Annotated in this window: 10 protein-coding genes; 4 read left to right on the top strand and 6 right to left on the bottom strand. The window is 69.8% G+C overall.

The features are described 5' to 3' along the window. Nucleotides 1-19 precede the first annotated feature (19 nt). The 3 genes from HNR28_RS04605 to HNR28_RS04595 form a co-directional block, all read right to left on the bottom strand. Entirely contained in the window at nt 20-550 is a 531-nt protein-coding gene (locus tag HNR28_RS04605) for a DUF4142 domain-containing protein (protein WP_052355652.1), read from the bottom strand. 63 nt (nt 551-613) lie between these two features. Continuing rightward, the gene (locus tag HNR28_RS04600; RefSeq protein WP_043686108.1) at nt 614-1,093 is read right to left on the bottom strand and encodes a hemerythrin domain-containing protein; all 480 of its coding nucleotides are present in this window, start codon (nt 1,091-1,093) and stop codon (nt 614-616) included. 131 nt (nt 1,094-1,224) lie between these two features. Beyond that, on the bottom strand, nt 1,225-2,610 hold the full coding sequence (locus HNR28_RS04595; protein ID WP_151025446.1) for a nucleobase:cation symporter-2 family protein: 1,386 nt from the start codon (nt 2,608-2,610) through the stop codon (nt 1,225-1,227). 257 nt (nt 2,611-2,867) lie between these two features. Here HNR28_RS04595 and HNR28_RS04590 point away from each other — a divergent pair, with 257 nt between their 5' ends. Beyond that, nucleotides 2,868-5,405, top strand: a complete 2,538-nt coding sequence (locus tag HNR28_RS04590; protein ID WP_170288530.1) for a bifunctional diguanylate cyclase/phosphodiesterase — start codon at nt 2,868-2,870, stop codon at nt 5,403-5,405. A gap of 665 nt (nt 5,406-6,070) precedes the next feature. Next, on the top strand, nt 6,071-7,327 hold the full coding sequence (speE, locus tag HNR28_RS04585; RefSeq protein ID WP_043681340.1) for a polyamine aminopropyltransferase: 1,257 nt from the start codon (nt 6,071-6,073) through the stop codon (nt 7,325-7,327). Here speE and HNR28_RS04580 read toward each other — a convergent pair. The 3 genes from HNR28_RS04580 to trxB form a co-directional block, all read right to left on the bottom strand. Further along, on the bottom strand, nt 7,313-7,648 hold the full coding sequence (locus tag HNR28_RS04580) for a DMT family transporter (protein WP_043681341.1): 336 nt from the start codon (nt 7,646-7,648) through the stop codon (nt 7,313-7,315). The two genes, speE and HNR28_RS04580, sit on opposite strands and share 15 nt — an antisense overlap. Nucleotides 7,649-7,718: 70 nt before the next feature. Continuing rightward, nucleotides 7,719-8,516, bottom strand: a complete 798-nt coding sequence (locus HNR28_RS04575) for a Smr/MutS family protein (RefSeq protein WP_184142527.1) — start codon at nt 8,514-8,516, stop codon at nt 7,719-7,721. 29 nt (nt 8,517-8,545) lie between these two features. Continuing rightward, the gene (gene trxB / locus HNR28_RS04570; protein WP_043681343.1) at nt 8,546-9,505 is read right to left on the bottom strand and encodes a thioredoxin-disulfide reductase; all 960 of its coding nucleotides are present in this window, start codon (nt 9,503-9,505) and stop codon (nt 8,546-8,548) included. 45 nt (nt 9,506-9,550) lie between these two features. On the opposite strand from trxB, the gene HNR28_RS04565 reads away from it, so the two are divergent. Both HNR28_RS04565 and lolA read left to right on the top strand, forming a co-directional pair. Continuing rightward, nucleotides 9,551-11,908 carry a DNA translocase FtsK gene (locus HNR28_RS04565; RefSeq protein WP_043681346.1) on the top strand — a complete coding sequence of 786 codons (2,358 nt, stop codon included), beginning with the start codon at nt 9,551-9,553 and terminating at the stop codon, nt 11,906-11,908. 81 nt (nt 11,909-11,989) lie between these two features. Next, nucleotides 11,990-12,712 carry an outer membrane lipoprotein chaperone LolA gene (lolA, locus tag HNR28_RS04560; protein ID WP_242404279.1) on the top strand — a complete coding sequence of 241 codons (723 nt, stop codon included), beginning with the start codon at nt 11,990-11,992 and terminating at the stop codon, nt 12,710-12,712. Nucleotides 12,713-12,726 lie beyond the last annotated feature (14 nt).

The raw sequence follows: 12,726 nt of genomic DNA, 5'->3' as shown, positions 1-12,726 counted from the left end.
GTCGATGGCGCGCCGCGCCTCACTGGGCGTCCTGCTTGGCATCCAGCGCGCGGGCCATCCGCAGGTGTTCCTGCAGCTTGGGCAGCGCCTTGCGGATCATGGCCTTGATGTCGGGATCCTGGACTTCCTGGTCCGCCTGCTGGAACTGCTGGACCGTCGATTCGTGGGCCGCCACGCCGATGCGGTTGACGTAGGCGGCGTCGAAGGCGCCGCCGCTCAGGGTCTTCAGCGCCGTCGCCTCGCCCTTCTGCAGGACGGAGGGGCCGTCGGGCGGCGTGTAGCCTTTCTGCTGGGCCAGCGTCCTGGCTTCTTCCACCATTTTTCCGTGGTCGCTGATCATGGTGTTGGCGAAGGCCCTGACGTCCGGACTGCTGTCCTTCTTCAGCGCGAGCTGGCTGGCTTCGATCTCGGCGTAGCTGCCCTGGATCGCGTTTTCCATGAAGGCGCGATCCTGCTGCGCGAGCCCGCCGGGCTGCTGGCCCGCCGCCAGCATGGAGAATGCGGCGGCGGCCGCACCCAGGATGAAGGATGCCGTTCGGGTGTGGTTCATGATGACTCCTGTGATGACGAAAGGTCGTGTCCGGCGCCGCCGCAGCAAGCGGCGTGCCGCTCTTCAGGCCGATGCCTTGGCCGACATCGCCTCGCGCCTGGTGTCTTCCATGGGCTTTTCCAGCCCGCGCAGGTCGATTGCCTTGTCGATCACCTTCGGGAACAGTTCGTCCTCCTCCTCCTTGATGTGGTGGTTGGTGTATTCCCCCAGCACGGTGAAATGGGCCTCGTACAGGTCGTCGGCGGGCTTCATCGCCTCCAGCTGGGCGATCAGGTCCTTGGCGCTGGCGTGCTCGACCGTGGCCTCGTCCAGCAGGCTGCCGAACGCATCGGCGTCGGCGTCGCGCAGGAAGGGATAGAAATGCTCCTCCTCGATCTTCGTGTGGGCGGTCAGCGCGGTACAGGCGTGCCGCACGATTTCTTCCTGCCGGGCCGGATCCTTGGCGGACTTGAACTCCTTGAAAAGCCGCTGCGCCTCCCGGTGGTCGTCGATCAGCATGCCGAGCACGCCTTTCTGGGCGGCGGGCGCGTGCGATTTGTTCATGGCCATCCGTATTCTCCTGGTGTGGTGACGCCGTCAGTGGCGCCGCCACGCCGCAGCAAGCGGCGTGCCGCGATGGGGGCGCCGCGCGGCGCGCCCCGGGCCGCCGCCGGGACGGCCCGCGCCCGCGGCGCTCAGGCGGACGTGCCGGACGCCGTGGGCTGGCTCAGGGCCTGCGGCCGCGAGGAGGCGCGGGCGGTCCGCGCGGCGGCGCCCGTGTGGTTGAAGACCAGGTTCATGAGGATCGCCACGACGGCGGCGGAGCTGATGCCGGACTGGAAGATGGTCGAGAACCAGGTGGGGAAGGCGTCGTAGAAGCGGGGCGCGATGATGGGGATGATGCCCGCGCCGATCCCGGTGGCCACGATGACCAGGTTGGCGTTGCCCTCGTACTCGACCCGCGCCAGCGTGCGGATGCCGCTGGCGGCCACGGTGCCGAACAGGACGATGCCGGCGCCGCCCAGCACCGGCGGCGGGATGCAGGCGACCACGCGGCCCATGACCGGCGCCAGGCCCAGCGCGATCAGGATCAGGCCGCCGAATGCGACCACGTAGCGGCTCTTGACGCCCGTGACGGCGACCAGGCCCACGTTCTGGGCGAAGGCGCTTTGCGTGAACGAGCCGAACACCGGCGCGATCAGGCTCGAGAGCATGTCCGCCCTCAGGCCGTTGCCCAGGCGGCGGGAATCGATGCGGGTGTCGATGATGTCGCCCACGGCGAGGATGTCGGCGGAGGTCTCGACCAGGGTGACGATGATGACGATGAACATCGAGACGATGGCGGCCGCCTGGAAGGTGGGCCAGCCGAAGTGAAACAGCGAGGGCAGGCCGAAATAGCCGCCCTGGGCCACGTGGGAGAAGTCCGCCTGCCCGCTGGCCGCGGCGGCCAGGGTGCCGATCAGGATGGCGATCAGGATCGAGAGGCGCGAGACGGCCGCGTTGCCCAGCCGGGTCAGGACGAGCACGATGGCCAGCGTGCCGGCGGCCAGGCCGATGTGGCCCATGCTGCCGAAGTCCGGCGCGGCGCTGTTGCCGCCCATCGCCCACAGGGCGGCCACGGGCATGAGGGTCAGGCCGATGGTGGTGATGACGATGCCGGTGACCAGGGGCGGGAAGAAGCGGATGATGCGGGAGAACACCGGCGTGACGATCAGGCCGATGAGCGAGGCGGCCATGACGGCGCCGAAGATGGCGGGCAGCCCGCCGCCGGTGTTCAGGATGGCGATCATGGTGGCGACGCCGGAAAACGAGACGCCCTGCACCAGCGGCAGCTGGGAGCCGAACAGCGGCAGGCCCAGGGTCTGCAGCAGCGTGGCCAGGCCGCCCATGAACAGGCAGGCGGTGATGAGCAGCCCCAGTTCGTCGGGCGGCAGGCCGGCGGCCTCGCCGATGATCAGGGGCACGGCGATGATGCCGCCGTACATGGTCAGGACGTGCTGCAAGCCGTAGGCCAGGTTGGCGGCCAGCCCGGGGTTTTCATCCTCCGGCCGGGGGAGGGTGGCGGGTGCGGGGGCGTGCATCGAGGTGTCTCCTGTTGATTTTATGGGGTGACCGGCCGGCCCGGGCAAGCCGGCTGCGGAACGGCCGTCCCATCCTATCGGAGGATCCCGGCCCAGCCCATTGGGATGGACTGATATCGGCCATTCGCCGGTCATGATGACCCTGCCGCCGACCGGTATACTGCAGGCACGGGCAGACAGGGATCAACGCATCGCGCGGAGCCACTGGGGATCGTATGAGTCGACAGCGCCGGACGAGTCCGTCGGAACCGACGGAAATGATCGAGGCGGGGGCAATCGAGCGCCTGCAGGCGTCGGTGCGGCGCCTCGAACACTCCGACCGCCTGCAGCGGGCATTGTTCGCCATCGCCGACATGGCGGCGTCGGGGCTGGACATGCAAAGCCTGCTGGAAGGCCTGCACCGCATCATCTCCCGCCTGATGTACGCGGAAAACTTCTACATCGCCCTGCACGATCCGCGCCGCGAGACGGTCCGGTTCATCTATTTTTCCGACGTCATGGACGGGCAGGTCTATCGGCCCGACCAGGAATTCACCGCCGAACAGCTGCGCGACACCCTCACCCTGCGGCTGATCCGGGAGGCCCGCCCCATGCGCGGACCCTCGAACGAGATCGTCCGCGCCCTGGGGCTGCGGCAGGGGCACGGCGTGGGCACGCCCTCGGTGGATTTCATGGCGGTGCCGATGTGCCGGGACGGCCGGGTCTTCGGCATCCTGGCCGTGCAAAGCTACGAGGAAGGCCGGGGATACACGCAGTCCGACGAGCACGTGCTGGCGTTCGTGGCCGAGCACGTGCTGAACGCCGTCGAGCGCAAGCTCGGCCAGGAGGCCCTGGAGCGCCGGGTGGCCGAACGCACGCGCGAGCTGGCCCGCGCCAATGCCCGGCTGCAGGAACAGGTGCGCGAGAGCGAGCGCGCGGTCCACCTGCAGGCGACGCTGTACCGGATCGCCGCGCTCGGCCACGGGCAGGACAGCAACGAGGCTTTCTACCGCAGCATCCACCAGGCCGTGGGCGAACTGCTCGACGCCGAGAGCTTCTGCATCGCGCTGGTGTCCGAGGACGGCCAGTGGCTGGATTTTCCCTATTACGTGGACAGTTCGGGAGCGGAGCTGTTGCGCCGGCCCATGGGCCGCGGCATGAGCGAATATGCGATCCGCCATGCGCGCACCCTGCGGCTCGAAGCGGAGGCGATCAGCGCGCTGATCGCGCAGGGCGAGGTGGACGCGGCCACCTACGGGACGCCGGCCATCTCCTGGCTGGGGGCGCCGCTGATGGGCGCGCGCGGCGTGATGGGCGTGGTCGTGGTGCAAAGCTACCGGCCCGACCTGCACTACACGCAGCAGGACGCCGAACTGCTGACCTTCGTGTCCTACCAGATCGCCAACACCCTGCAGCGGCGCCAGCAGGCCGAGGCCTTGCAGACCCTGAACGCCGAACTGGAGCGGCGGGTGCAGGAGCGCACGCGGGAATTGCGCCGGCAGGTCGTGGTGCGGGAACGGGCGCAAAAGCAGCTCAAGCACCAGGTCATGCACGACTCGCTCACCGGCCTGCCCAACCGCCTGTACCTGCGCGAGCGGCTGGAGCGCGCGCTGGGCGCCCTGAAGCGCGATCCGGCGCGCAGCTTCGCCCTGCTGTACCTGGACGTGGACCGCTTCAAGCTGTTCAACGACGGCCTGGGGCACGGGGTGGGCGACGAGGTCCTGCGCATCGTCTCGGCGCGGATGGCCGAGTGCGTGCGGTCGCCCGACATCGTCGGCCGGCTCTCGGGCGACGAGTTCGCCGTCCTTCTCGAAGACTGCCCGCAGCCCTTCTCGGCCTGCCTGGTGGCCGAGCGCATCCAGGCCCGCATGACCGAAGCCATCCAGGTGGGCGGCCGCCAGCTGCACGTCTCGGTCAGCATCGGCATCGCCATGAGCCGCCGGGCCTACCGCACGGTCGATCAGCTGCTGCACGACGCCGACACCGCCCTGTACCGCGCCAAGGCGGCGGGCCGCCAGCGCTTCGTGCTGTTCGACGAAAGCCTGCACGCCTCGGCCATGAACGTGCTCGACCTGGAACAGCAGATGCGCGCCGCGCTGGAAAAAGAGCAGTTCGTGGCCTATTTCCAGCCCATCGTGCGCCTGGCCGACGGCGGCGTCACCGGCTACGAGGCCCTGATCCGCTGGCGGCATCCGGAACACGGCATGCTGGGGCCCGACCGCTTCCTGCCGGCGGCCGAGGAGACCGGCCTGATCGAGACCATCGACTGGCACATGTACGGCCTGGCCTGCCAGGCCGCGCCGGAGCTGCTGGGCCGGGACAGGATCCTCAACATCAACATCTCGCCATGCCATTTCCACAGCCGGAATTTCCCCCGGCGCCTGCTGGACCTGGCGGCCCGGTCCGGCGTGGCGGCGCATCGGCTGTGCGTCGAAGTGACCGAAAGCTCCCTGCTGTCGGACCCGGATGCCGCGGCCGAGATCCTGGGCCATCTGCACGAGGCGGGCGTGCGCATCGCGCTGGATGATTTCGGCACCGGCTATTCCTCGCTCAGCCACGTGCACCGCTTTCCGCTGCGCACGCTGAAGATCGACCGCTCCTTCATCGAGCCGCTGGGGCTGGGGCCGCAGCAGCAGCGCAGCACGGCCATCGTGTCGGCCGTGCTCAGCCTGGCCTGTTCGCTGGACCTGGACGTGGTCGCCGAGGGCGTGGAAAACACCGCCCAGCGCGACGTGCTGCTGTCCATGGGCTGCGTCCATGCGCAGGGCTTCCTGTTCGGCCGTCCGGCGCCGGCCGGCGAACTGATGGCAAGCTGATGACGGGGTGGTCACGAGGGGACCTGGGCGCCGCACGCTAGGGACTTCCCTAGGTGTTATTTATAGATACAGACGGCATAATGCTGCCCATGCAGGTGAGGAGACAGCCCTGCTGGGCACTGGCGCCACGGAGATGGCGCTTTCATTTGTGGCAGTACCCATAAAAAACAGAAATCTGGCGGGGCCGATGACACAATCGTCGGCCCCGTTCCATTTCCGGGCCCGGGAATCTTCCGGGGTCCAGGGATCTTCTCGGGGTCCGGGAATCTTCCGAGGTCCGGGAATCTTCCGGGGTCCGGGAATCTTCCGGGGTCGGGGAATCTTCCGGGGTCGGGGAATCTTCCGGGGTCCGGGTATCGGCCGCGGGGCCGGATCGGCGGACCGCCCACGGATCCGCGCACGGACCCCGCACGGGTCGCCGAAGCGCAGGGGCAACGGGCAGAGGGCAGCCGACCCCCCGGCGGTTTTTTGATGCATCTTTTTACTTCTTCTTTTTGCTACTTCTTTTTGCTTCTTTTGGCTTCTTGATTCAAAAGCTGTCTTCGTCTATCATCTTTCGATTTCCCCTTTAAAAAACGGATGAGGCGGACCCCGATTGCCGGGATGTCCGCAGGGCCGTTTCATCCGCGCACGGCGCGCGATCCCTTGATCCGGAGGATGCCATCATGCAAGGCCTGCACCTGACCGCAGATCTCTATCGCTGCCAGTCCGACGCCACCCTGCTCACCGACGAAGCGGCGCTGGCCGCCCTGTGCCGCCAGGCGACGCTCGATGCCGGCCTGACCATCGTCGGGGAAAAATGGCATCGCTTTCCCGACTACCAGGGCCAGCCCGGCGGCGTCACCGGCATGCTGCTGCTGGCCGAATCCCACCTGGCGATCCATACCTGGCCGGAACGCGGCGGGGTGACGCTGGACGTCTACGTCTGCAATTTCGAGACGGACAATTCCGCCCGCGCGGAGCACCTGATGGCCGCGCTCGAATCCGCCTTCGCGCCGGGGGACTGCCAGCGCCAGCGCCTGATGCGCGGCGAGCGCGACGGCCCGGCGCAGCCCGGCGAGCCCCTGCTGGAAGCCCTCGACGAGCACAGCGTGTACGGCTTCCGCTTCGACCGGCGGGTGCTGGCGTGCGACACCGGCCTGCAATGGCTGGAAGTGCTCGAATCGCGCGAGCTGGGCCTGACCCTGCGCCTGGACGGCCGCCTGATGACCTCGGAGGCCGACGAGGCGTTCTACCACGAGGCCCTCATCCATCCGGCGGCGCTGGCGCATCCCGCGCCGCGCCGGGCGCTCATCGTGGGCGGCGGCGACGGCGGCGCGCTGGAAGAACTGCTGAAGTACCGCAGCATCGAATCCGCGACCCTGGTGGAGCTCGACGGCGGCGTGGTGGCGGCGGCGCGGGACCACCTGGGGTCCATCCACCGGGGCAGCCTGGACGATCCCCGGGCGGACGTCCGCATCCAGGACGGCGCCGCCTACGTGCGCGAGTGCGGCCAGACCTTCGACCTGGTCTATCTGGACCTGACGGATCCCGAAACGCCGGCCGGGCCGCTGTACACGCAGGCGTTCTTCGAGGACTGCCGGGCCGTCCTGGCGCCGGGCGGCGCCCTGGTCCTGCACCTGGGGGCCCCGTTCCACGAGCCCGGGCAGGTGTCCGGCCTGGCGGCCGCGCTGGGCGAGGTCTTCCCGCAGGTGCACGCCTACGGCCTGCACATCCCCCTGTACGGCTCGTACTGGGCCCTGGCGGTGGCCTCGGATACGCTCGATCCCGCCGGCCTGTCCGCCGCGGAAATCGGGGCGCGCCTGGACGCCCGGGGGATCGGCGACCTGCAGGTCTACAGCGCCGAATTCCACGGCGCCCTGTTCGCCTTGCCGGCGCGTTACCGGCGCCTGCTGCCGCGGCCGGCCTCAGTGTCCGCCTGAGCCCGAAAACACGTTCAGCACCAGCACCCCGGCCAGGATCAGGCCGATGCCGAACAGCGCGGCGGCGTCCAGCGCCTGGCCGAAGACGAAGTAGCCGATGATGGCGATGGCCACGATGCCCGCGCCGGACCAGACGGCGTAGGCGATGCCCACGGGGATGGTCTTCAGCGCCAGGGCGAGCAGGTAGAACGCCAGCCCGTAGCCGATGGCGGTGACCGCCGCGGGCAGGGGGCGCGTGAAGCCGTCCGAGGCCTTCAGGGCGGAGGTGGCGACGACTTCGGCCAGGATGGCGATGCCGAGGTAGATCCAGCTGGGGTTCATCGGAGGCTCCTGAAGGGAAAGGGGGCGGGTGGCGTAAAGGACGGTGGATGCGGACCGGGGCCGCCCCGGCTCAGTCCCGCGGCGGGCCGGCCAGCCGCAGCAGGGCGTGCAGCGCGCCTTCGCCGCCCTCGTGCTCGCCGCACTGGACCCAGGCCTGGACGGCTTCCAGGCGGCACAGGTGCTGGCGGATCGCATCCTTCAGGACGGGTTCGCCCTGGCGCGAGCCGATGCCCTTGCCGTGGATGACGCGCACGCAGCGCACGTCGTGCTCCAGGCACGAGGCCAGGAACCGGTCCAGGCGTTCGCGGGCCTGCTCCAGGGTGCTGCCGTGCAGGTCCAGGGAGGCCTGGGGAATCCATTTGCCGCGCCGCAGGCCGCGCAGCAGGTCCGGGCCGCAGCCCGCCTGCAGGAAGGCGCCGGCTTCGGGATCGTAGGCCGGCGCCTTGCGCCGCTGCCGCTGGGCGGGCGGCGCCGCGCGCGATTCGGCGGAGGCACCCTGGGCGTGCTGGCGCCGCGCCTGCAGCAGGGATTCGGGGTCGCGCCGCGCGCCGCCCGCCCGGGCGCGGGGGCCGCGCTCCGGCAGCGGCCGCACGAAGCGCATGGCCTGGCGGAACAGGGCGCGGTCGGCGGGGTCCAGCGGCGGCGCTTCGGCCGGCGCCGGGGCGCCGGTTTCCGCTGCGTCGTCCGGGCGCGTCGCGCCGGCGCCGCCTTCGCCTCGTTCGCCGCCTCGTGGGTGCGTCGCCGCGCCCCGGCCGCCGCGCTGTGCGCCGGATTGCGCGCGGCGCGGCGCGGCGGGCGGTTCGGGCGGCGAGGCCTCGGCGCGCAGGCGGCGCAGGTCGGCCAGCGACGACGACTTGGACGCCTTCACCCGGAAGCCCTCGACCCGGAAGCCCTCATTCAGAGGCCTTCGCTCTCCAGCCAGCGCTGGGCGTCCAGGGCGGCCATGCAGCCGGTCCCGGCGCTGGTGATGGCCTGGCGGTAGACGTGGTCCTGCACGTCGCCGGCGGCGAAGACGCCGGGCACCGAGGTCATGGTGGCCAGGCCCTGCAGGCCGCTGCGAGTGACGATGTAGCCGTTTTCCATGGCGAGCTGGCCGTCGAAGATCGCCGTGTTGGGCTTGTGGCCGATGGCGATGAAGACGCCGGTGACGGCGAGGTCCTCGGTCTGGCCGCTGCGATTGTCGCGCAGGCGCGCGCCGGTGACCCCGGAATCGTCGCCCAGGACTTCGTCCAGTTCGCGGAACAGCGCCAGGCGCATGTTGCCGTGCTCGACCTTGTCCATCAGCTTGTCGACCAGGATGGGTTCGGCGCGGAACTTGTCGCGGCGGTGCACCAGGGTGACGGTGCGGCAGATGTTGGACAGGTACAGGGCTTCCTCGACGGCGGTGTTGCCGCCGCCGACCACGATCACGTCCTGGTTCTTGTAGAAGAAGCCGTCGCAGGTGGCGCAGGCCGACACGCCGCGCCCCATGAAGGACTGCTCGGACGGCAGGCCCAGGTACTGGGCCGAGGCGCCGGTGGCGATGATCAGGGCGTCGCAGGTGTAGGCCGTGCCCGTGTCGCCGGTCAGCGCGAAGGGGCGCCGGGACAGGTCCACGCCGGCGATGTGGTCGAACACCATTTCCGTGTTGAAGCGCTGGGCGTGTTCCATGAAGCGCTGCATCAGGTCGGGCCCCTGGACGCCGGCGACGTCGGCCGGCCAGTTGTCCACCTCGGTGGTGGTCATCAGCTGGCCGCCCTGCTCCAGGCCGGTGATCAGGACCGGGGCCAGGTTGGCGCGCGCGGCGTAGACGGCGGCGGTGTAGCCCGCGGGGCCGGACCCCAGAATCATGAGTTTGGCGTGTTTTGCGCTGGACATCGCTGAAAATCCGTTCGACATTGACCCCGCAATTATAATGATGCGATGGCAAGAATTCCGGCGACCCCCACACGCTCCTCCCGCAACGTGCGCAATGGCCCTTCGCCCCTGCAGACCCGCCTGACCGGCCTGTTCCGCGAGGCCCGCTGGGTGCTGCTGGCGGCGGTGGCCTGCTGGCTGGTCCTGGTGCTGGCCACCTGGGACCGCACCGATCCGGGCTGGTCGCATTCCGTCCATGGCGGCGCGATCCACAACTGGGGCGGCACCTTCGGCGCCTACGTCGCCGACCTGCTGCTGTACCTGTGCGGCGCCTCCGCCTGGCTGTGGGTGCTGCTGCTGCTGCGCCGGGTGGCGGCCGGCTTCTACCGCCTGTCGCGCGTGGTGCTGCCCAGCCGGGTCCCGGAACTGCTGCCGCGCGTGCGCTGGGAAGTCGGCATCGGCTATACCCTGCTGTTCCTGGGCTGCATGGGCGTCGAGGCCCTGCGCCTGCGCGGCTGGGGCGCCGCGCTGCCCGCCGGCGCGGGCGGCCAGCTCGGCCAGCTGCTGGCCGGCGCCCTGGCCCGGCTGATGGGGGGGGCGGGCAGCACCCTGCTGCTGCTGGCCTTCATCGTGATGGGATCCAGCCTGTTCTTCGGCTTTTCCTGGCTCAACGTCTCCGAACGCGTCGGCCACGCCATCGAACTCGGCTGGCGGCGCCTGTGGGACCTGAAAAACGCCTGGCAGGACCGCCGCGCGGGCGTCACGGCCCAGGCCGAGCGCCAGGAAATCGTCGAGACCCGCCAGACGCAGCTGGTGCACGAGCAGCCGGTGCGCATCGAGCCCACCGTCACCACCGTGCCGAAATCCCCGCGCGTCCAGCAGGAAAAGCAGCAGGCCCTGTTCACCGCGCGCGACGATCCGGCCATGGCGGGCAGCCTGCCGGCCCTGTCGCTGCTGGATCCGGTGGAGCCGTCCCAGGAAACCGTCTCGCCGGAAACCATCGAATACACCTCGCGCCTGATCGAGAAGAAGCTGTCCGATTTCGGCGTCAGCGTCACCGTCGTGGCCGCCCAGGCGGGGCCGGTCATCACGCGCTACGAGATCGAGCCGGCCACCGGCGTCAAGGGCAGCCAGATCGTCAACCTGGCCAAGGACCTCGCCCGCGCGCTCAGCCTGGTGCGCATCCGGGTGGTGGAAACCATCCCGGGCAAGAACCTGATGGGGCTGGAACTGCCCAACCCCCGGCGCCAGACGGTGCGCCTGTCGGAAATCCTGGGCTCGCAGGTCTACCACACCAGCGCTTCCATGCTGACGATGGCGCTGGGCAAGGACATCGCCGGCAACCCGGTGGTGGCCGACCTGGCGAAGATGCCGCACCTGCTGGTGGCCGGCACCACCGGCTCGGGCAAGTCGGTGGGGATCAACGCCATGATCCTGTCGCTGCTCTACAAGGCCGACGCCAGCCAGGTGCGCCTGATCCTGATCGACCCCAAAATGCTGGAAATGTCCGTCTACGAGGGCATTCCCCACCTGCTCGCGCCCGTGGTCACCGACATGCGCCACGCGGCCAACGCCCTGAACTGGTGCGTGGCCGAAATGGAAAAGCGCTACAAGCTCATGAGCAAGCTGGGGGTGCGCAACCTGGCGGGCTACAACACCAAGATCCGCGAGGCGCAGAAGCGCGAGGAACCCATCCCCAACCCCTTCTCGCTCACGCCCGACGCGCCCGAGCCGCTGGGCACGCTGCCCATGATCGTGGTGGTGATCGACGAGTTGGCCGACCTGATGATGGTGGTGGGCAAGAAGGTCGAGGAACTCATCGCCCGGCTGGCGCAGAAGGCCCGCGCCGCCGGCATCCACCTGATCCTGGCCACCCAGCGCCCCAGCGTGGACGTCATCACCGGCCTCATCAAGGCCAACATCCCCACGCGCATCGCCTTCCAGGTCTCGTCCAAGATCGATTCGCGCACCATCCTGGACCAGATGGGCGCGGAAACCCTGCTGGGGCAGGGCGACATGCTCTACCAGCCGCCGGGCACCAGCGTGCCCACGCGGGTCCACGGCGCCTTCGTGCACGACGACGAGGTCCACCGCGTGGTCGAGGCCCTCAAGGCCGAAGGCGAGCCCGACTACGTCGAGGGCCTGCTGGAAGGCACCGGCGAGGGCGAGACCGGCGACGGCGTTAGCTCCGTCACGGGCTTTGCCGATGCGGAAAGCGACCCGCTGTACGACCAGGCCGTCGAGGTCGTGATGCGCAGCCGCCGGGCCTCGATCTCCTTCGTGCAGCGCAACCTGCGGATCGGCTACAACCGCTCCGCCCGCATCCTCGAACAGATGGAGCGGGCCGGCCTGGTGTCCCCCCAGCAGCCCAACGGCAACCGCGACATCCTGGTGCCGGCCAAGTCCGGCGAGGACGAGGATTGAATGCCCGGCCGATGCGAATGCCCGGCCGATGCGGGCCGGCGGCCTGAACTCCCGAATCGGATGGAGATGAAGATGTCTGCCATGCAAAACATGTCTGCCGTGCAAAGCGATCCGGCCCGGCGCGGCCTCCGGTCCGTCCGCGGCGCGTCGCGGCCCGGCCGCCCCGCGCGGCGGGCCCGGGGCTGGCGGGCGGCCTGCGCCGCCGCGCTGCTGGCCTGCCTGCCGGGCCTGGCCCTGGCGGCGGCCGACGCGCGCGAGCAGCTGCAGTCCTTCGTGGACCGCGTGCAGTCGGCCACCGGCCAGTTCAGCCAGGAGCGCACCGACGCCAAGGGCGCCGCGCAGAAGCCGCAAAGCGGCGCCTTCGCCTTCCAGCGGCCCGGCAAGTTCCGCTGGGAAGTGCGCGCGCCCTACGAACAGCTGATCGTGTCCGACGGCCGGCACGTCTACCAGTACGACCCGGACCTGGCGCAGGTCACCGAGCGCAACGCCAGCCAGGCCGTGGGGGCCTCGCCGGCCGCGCTGCTGTTCGGCTCGGGTTCGCTGGAGGATGTCTTCGACCTCCAGACCCGGCCCGACCGCGACGGCCTGCAGTGGCTGCGCGCCGTGCCCAGGACGCCGGACGCGGGCTTCGTCCATGCCGACATCGCCTTCTCCGGCGGCCTGCCCCGGCGCCTGGAACTGCTGGACGCCTTCGGCCAGGTCTCGCGCATCGTCTTCACCGGCCTGAAGGCCAATCCCGACATCCCCGCCGGGCAGTTCCGCTTTGCGGTGCCCCAGGGCGCCGACCTGGTGAAGATGGATTAGCGTGAACAGGACCT

Origin of the sequence: Castellaniella defragrans (assembly GCF_014203015.1) — a bacterium.
GTDB classification, from domain to species: domain Bacteria; phylum Pseudomonadota; class Gammaproteobacteria; order Burkholderiales; family Burkholderiaceae_B; genus Castellaniella; species Castellaniella defragrans.
Note: the sequence above shows the minus strand (reverse complement) of the source record. Positions and strands in the feature narration are given on the sequence as shown.

What these genes read in the sequence shown, in the direction of transcription:
- HNR28_RS04605 (WP_052355652.1), bottom strand. Translation starts at nt 550, where the DNA reads ATGAACCACACCCGAACGGCATCCTTCATCCTGGGTGCGGCCGCCGCC.
- HNR28_RS04565 (WP_043681346.1), top strand. Translation starts at nt 9,551, where the DNA reads ATGGCAAGAATTCCGGCGACCCCCACACGCTCCTCCCGCAACGTGCGC.
- trxB (WP_043681343.1), bottom strand. Translation starts at nt 9,505, where the DNA reads ATGTCCAGCGCAAAACACGCCAAACTCATGATTCTGGGGTCCGGCCCC.
- HNR28_RS04590 (WP_170288530.1), top strand. Translation starts at nt 2,868, where the DNA reads ATGATCGAGGCGGGGGCAATCGAGCGCCTGCAGGCGTCGGTGCGGCGC.
- lolA (WP_242404279.1), top strand. Translation starts at nt 11,990, where the DNA reads ATGCAAAACATGTCTGCCGTGCAAAGCGATCCGGCCCGGCGCGGCCTC.
- HNR28_RS04580 (WP_043681341.1), bottom strand. Translation starts at nt 7,648, where the DNA reads ATGAACCCCAGCTGGATCTACCTCGGCATCGCCATCCTGGCCGAAGTC.
- HNR28_RS04595 (WP_151025446.1), bottom strand. Translation starts at nt 2,610, where the DNA reads ATGCACGCCCCCGCACCCGCCACCCTCCCCCGGCCGGAGGATGAAAAC.
- speE (WP_043681340.1), top strand. Translation starts at nt 6,071, where the DNA reads ATGCAAGGCCTGCACCTGACCGCAGATCTCTATCGCTGCCAGTCCGAC.
- HNR28_RS04600 (WP_043686108.1), bottom strand. Translation starts at nt 1,093, where the DNA reads ATGAACAAATCGCACGCGCCCGCCGCCCAGAAAGGCGTGCTCGGCATG.